General features: G+C 53.0%; 1 protein-coding gene. It reads right to left on the bottom strand.

Annotated features, from left to right (window positions below):
• A partial coding sequence (locus tag H6B10_RS15095) for an HD domain-containing protein (RefSeq protein ID WP_204652320.1) occupies window positions 1–564 on the bottom strand: 564 nt, incomplete at both ends.

Genomic DNA, 564 nt, shown 5'->3' with positions numbered 1-564 from the left:
GGACGTTTTCCAGAATGATCCGTACCGCATAAATGTCGTAGATTTCCTCGAAATCTTTATTCTGCATGTACATCTTGCGGTAGATGCCGTAGATGCTTTTTACGCGGTGGCGGATCGTGGCTTTGGGGATACCGTTTTCCGCCAGATGGCGGGCAATGGTATGGCATACCGTGTGCAAAAACTCGTCCCCATGCTTATTCAGCAGTTCGCGGATGGTTTCATATCCGATGGGGTCCAGGTAATGCAGGCTCCGGTCCTCCAGTTCCTCCTTGATGTTGGAGATGCCCAGACGGTGGGCAATGGGGGCATACACCTCCATGGTTTCCAGGGCCTTGTCACGGCGTTTTTGTTCAGGCCATGCATCGCCTGTGCGCATATTGTGCAGGCGGTCACACAGTTTGATGATCATAACCCGCACGTCCTGGCTCATGGCCAGCAACATTTTGCGCAGGTTCTCCGCCTGGCGATCCTCCACATTGGAGAATTTGATCTGCGTCAATTTGGTAACGCCATCCACCAGAAGAGACACTTCCGGCCCGAATTTCTGCTTGATTTCCGCCACCG

Source organism: Gemmiger formicilis (assembly GCF_016901605.1).
Classification (GTDB): Bacteria; Bacillota; Clostridia; order Oscillospirales; family Ruminococcaceae; genus Gemmiger; species Gemmiger formicilis_B.
This window is presented reverse-complemented; position numbering and strand designations above follow the sequence as displayed.